The organism is Asanoa sp. NPDC050611 (genome assembly GCF_040654855.1).
GTDB lineage: Bacteria > Actinomycetota > Actinomycetes > Mycobacteriales > Micromonosporaceae > Asanoa.
In genome coordinates, this window is record NZ_JBFAIU010000491.1 from 1 (window position 1) to 4,150 (window position 4,150).

General features: G+C 71.8%; 3 protein-coding genes and 1 pseudogene. 2 read left to right on the forward strand and 2 right to left on the reverse strand.

The features are described from left to right. Together AB0H87_RS38860 and AB0H87_RS38865 are read left to right on the forward strand one after the other, a co-directional pair. Positions 1-233: pseudogene (locus tag AB0H87_RS38860) on the forward strand (hypothetical protein); the annotation flags it as partial. Then, a complete protein-coding gene (locus tag AB0H87_RS38865) occupies positions 230-2,593 on the forward strand; it encodes a bifunctional salicylyl-CoA 5-hydroxylase/oxidoreductase (RefSeq protein WP_360157876.1) in 2,364 nt (787 codons plus the stop codon). The pseudogene AB0H87_RS38860 and the gene AB0H87_RS38865, both read left to right, overlap by 4 nt. Here the strand turns inward: AB0H87_RS38865 and AB0H87_RS38870 are convergent. Beyond that, entirely contained in the window at positions 2,586-3,188 is a 603-nt protein-coding gene (locus AB0H87_RS38870) for a dihydrofolate reductase family protein (protein ID WP_360157879.1), read from the reverse strand. The two genes, AB0H87_RS38865 and AB0H87_RS38870, sit on opposite strands and share 8 nt — an antisense overlap. A 6-nt stretch (positions 3,189-3,194) precedes the next feature. After that, positions 3,195-4,150, reverse strand: a 956-nt coding sequence (locus AB0H87_RS38875; protein ID WP_360157882.1) for an acyltransferase, incomplete at its 5' end; no start/stop codon positions are given.

The window sequence follows — 4,150 nt, forward strand, 5'->3', positions numbered from 1 at the left end:
GGTCGTCGAGGACCAGTCGCTGCGGTTCGCCATCGGTGTGCAGTGGCATCCCGAGGACACCACCGACCATCGGCTGTTCGCCGCGCTCGTGGCAGGACTTCGCGAAGCGCCAGATCGCGCCCTACAAGTATCCGCGCGCGGTCGAGTTCATCACGAGCCTGCCGCGGACGAGCACGGGCAAGGTCCAGCGGTACGTCCTGCGCCAGCGATCGTCCACCGTGGAGCCCGCATGAGGCTGGCGGTGATCGGGGGCGGCCCCGGCGGCCTCTACTTCGCCGCGCTCGTCCGGCAGCTCGGCGTGGCGGAGGAGGTCACCGTCTGGGAGCGCAACGCCGCCGACGACACGTTCGGCTTCGGCGTGGTGTTCTCCGACGAGACGCTCGGCGGCATCGAGCACGCCGACCCCTGGATCTACGCCCGGATGGAACGGGAGTTCGCCCGCTGGGACGACGTCGACGTGCACTTCCGCGGCCAGGTGCTGACCAGCGGTGGCCACGGGTTCGCCGCGATGGGCCGCAAGCGCCTGTTGCAGATCCTCCAGCAGCGCTGCCGCGACCTCGGCGTCGACCTCCGGTTCGCCACACCGGCACCGGACGTCGAGCATTTGCGGGCGTCGTACGACCTCGTGGTGGCCAGCGACGGCGTGAACTCGACGGTCCGCGCCCGCTACGCCGGCGTGTTCGGCCCGTCCCAGGAGACGCGCCGCTGCCGCTACATGTGGCTCGGCACCGACAAGGTGTTCGACGCGTTCAAGTTCTACGTCAAGGAGACGCCGCACGGCGTCATGCAGATCCACGGCTACCCGTTCGACGCGGAGACGAGCACGTTCATCGTCGAGATGAACGAGCAGGTCTGGCGCCGCGCTGGTTTCGACGCGTTCGCGAACCGCGCGTTCCGGCCCGGCGAGTCCGACGAGAAGTCGATCGCTCTGGTCCGCGAGCTGTTCGCGGACGTGCTCGGTGACGCCGCGCTGCACGTCAACAACTCCCGCTGGCTCACGTTCGTGACGATCCGCAACGAGCGGTGGCGCCACGACAACGTGGTGCTGCTCGGCGACGCGGCACACACCGCGCACTTCTCGATCGGGTCGGGCACCAAGCTCGCGATGGAGGACGCCTTGGCTCTGGCCGCGTGCCTGCGGGAGAACGCGGGCCTGTCCGCGGCTCTCACGGCCTACGAGGCGGAACGCCGGCCAGTCGTGGTGTCGACGCAGCGGGCGGCGCAGGCGAGCCTGGAGTGGTTCGAGAACCTCGGGCAGTACGTCGACCAGCATCCGCGGCAGTTCGCGTTCAACATCATGACCCGCAGCCGCCGGGTCACGCACGAGAACCTGCGGCTGCGCGATCCCGAGTTCGTGGCCGCGGTCGACGCCTGGTTCGCCGCGCACGAGCAGGCCCGCGGCAACGGCACCGGCGAGGTCCGGCCGCCGATGTTCCAGCCGTTCCGGCTGCGCGGGCTGGAGCTGCCGAACCGGGTCGTCGTCTCGCCGATGGACATGTACACGGCGAAGGACGGCCTGCCCGACGACTTCCACCTGGTCCACCTGGGCGGCAAGGCGCTCGGCGGCGCGGGCCTCGTGATGACCGAGATGGTGTGCGTCTCGGCCACGGGCCGCATCACGCCGGGCTGCACGGGTCTCTGGACGGACGAGCAGGCGGCGGCCTGGCGGCGCGTGACGTCGTTCGTGCACAACCGGTCGCCGGCGAAGATCGGCGTGCAGCTCGGCCACTCGGGCCGCAAGGGCTCGACCCGGCTGATGTGGGAGGGGATGGACGACCCGCTGCCGGACGGCAACTGGGAGGTGGTCGGGCCGTCGCCGTTGCCGTACCGGCCGGGCGTCAACCAGGTGCCGCGCGAGCTGTCGACGCGTGACCTCGCAGAGATCAGGGAGCAGTTCGTGGCCGCGACGCGGCGCGCCGCCTGGGCCGGGTTCGACCTGCTGGAGCTGCACTGCGCGCACGGCTACCTGCTGTCGTCGTTCATCTCGCCGCTGACGAACCACCGCACCGACGCCTACGGCGGCACGCCGGCGAACCGCCTGCGCTTCCCGCTGGAGGTCTTCACCGCGATGCGGGCGGCGTGGCCGGCCGACCGGCCGATGAGCGTGCGCATCTCGGCGACCGACTGGTGCGAAGGCGGCATCGACGCGGAGGACTCGGTGCTCGTCGCCCGGGCCTTCGCCGACGCGGGCGCCGACATCGTCGACGTGTCGACCGGCCAGGTGGACCCGGCGGAACGCCCCGCCTTCGGCCGCTCCTACCAGACCCCGTTCGCGGACCGCATCCGCAACGAGGCGGGCATCGCGACGATGGCGGTCGGCGTCATCTCGTCGTACGACGACGTGAACTCGATCCTGCTGGCCGGCCGCGCGGACCTGTGCCTGGTCGGCCGCGCGCACCTCTACGACCCACACTGGACGCTGCACGCGGCGGCGGACCAGGGCTACACGGGCCCGGGCGCGCGCTGGCCGCAGCCGTGGCAGGCCGGCTCCCGGCCGCCACAGACCGGCCGCACCGACGGCCCCCGCCCGCGCCTCGACCTCATCCGCGCGGGCGAGCCGCGCACCCAGCACCGCCGGTGGCGGCCTAGTTGAGCACGTCGTAGGTCAGGTGCGTGGCGTGCGGCGAGACCACGACGTCGCGCTGCCGTAGGCGAGGTGTGGGCTGGTCGACCTCGCGGAACAGCGGCGTGCCGCCGCCGGTCAGGCACGGTGACAGGTGGACGCGCAGCTCGTCGGCGAGGCCGAGCAGGACGCTCTGGCGGACGACCTCGGCACCGCCCATCACCACGACCGTGCGGTCGCCCGCGGCCTGGCGGGCCCGGCCCACCGCCTCGCAGATGTCGGTCGCGAAGCTGAAGCGGTCGCCCAGCCGCCACGACGGCGGCGGCGAGTGTGTCACCACGACCACCGGCGGACCGCCTGTCGCCTGTTCCGTGCCCGCACCGTAGCCCAACTCGTCCGTCCAGCCGTGCGGGCCGTCCACGAAGTCGAACAGGCGCCGGCCCATCACGACCGCGCCCGTCTCGTCGAGGCCGCGACAGAGGATCTCCGAGTCGACCGGGTGGCCGGCGAACACCCAACCGTGGATCGCCTCGCCGCCGATGCCCAGGCCGTGTTCGAGGTCGGCGCCCGGTGCGGTCACGTAGCCGTCGAGTGAAATGGAGATGTCAGCGACAACCTTCCCCATATCGGACTAGCCTACGCCGACGCCCTCCGGCTGCGGCGACCGCGGTGCGGGGATCGCCGGGCGCGGGCGTCGCCGCAAAAGGCGCATCGCGGGCGCTTCGACATAGCGGTGCAAGGGCAGGGCGACGGCGTACGAGACGACCAGGAACCCGGCGCCCAGCAACATCGCCTGCCACGCGGGGTAATCGTGCGCGCGGCCCAGGATCGTCATCGCGGTGGTGACGATCGTCAGGTGGACCAGGAAGAAGGCGTACGACGCGTCGCCGAGCAGCACCAGCACGCGGTGGCGCCACACCGACCGCGCGCCGGTCAGGTCCGCCGTCGCCGCCGCCGGGATCAGGAGCGCGGTCGTGGCCAGCACGGCGGCCGTGTCCCGCACCTGGTGCGGCAGCAGGTTGACGACCAGGTAGTTGGCGACGAACAGGCCCATGGCCACCGGCAGTCCGGGGCCGCGCCACGCGCCGGAGCGCACGAGCAGCGCCAGCACGATGCCGAGCGCGAACTCGACCGCGCGGGTCACGGGGAAGATGTAGACGAACCAGCGCTGGTACGCCGGGTCGACCCAGAGGTGTGCGATCAGCGGCATCAGCAGCCCGAGCCCGACCAGCCCCACCGCCGCGACCGCGAGCGCACGACCGGCCAGCCGGCGCAGCAGGGGATAGAGCAGTGGGAACGCGGCATAGAACGCGATCTCGCAGGAGAGTGACCAGGCGACCGGGTTGATGCCGAGATAGGTGACGTCGTCCGGGTACCAGGCCTGCACCAGGAACAGGCTCGTGCTCAGGTTGTGGCCGTTGACCTGGTTCATCCGGTTGCCGACCGGGTCGACGAGGTCGCCGAGCCACTTCGAGGCGACCGCGAGCGCCAGCGCCACCACGTACGCGGGATAGATCCGCAGGAAGCGGCCGGCCAGCCCTTGGTGCTGCTGCCGCAGGGGCTGACCGAACTGACCGGGCCGGCGCT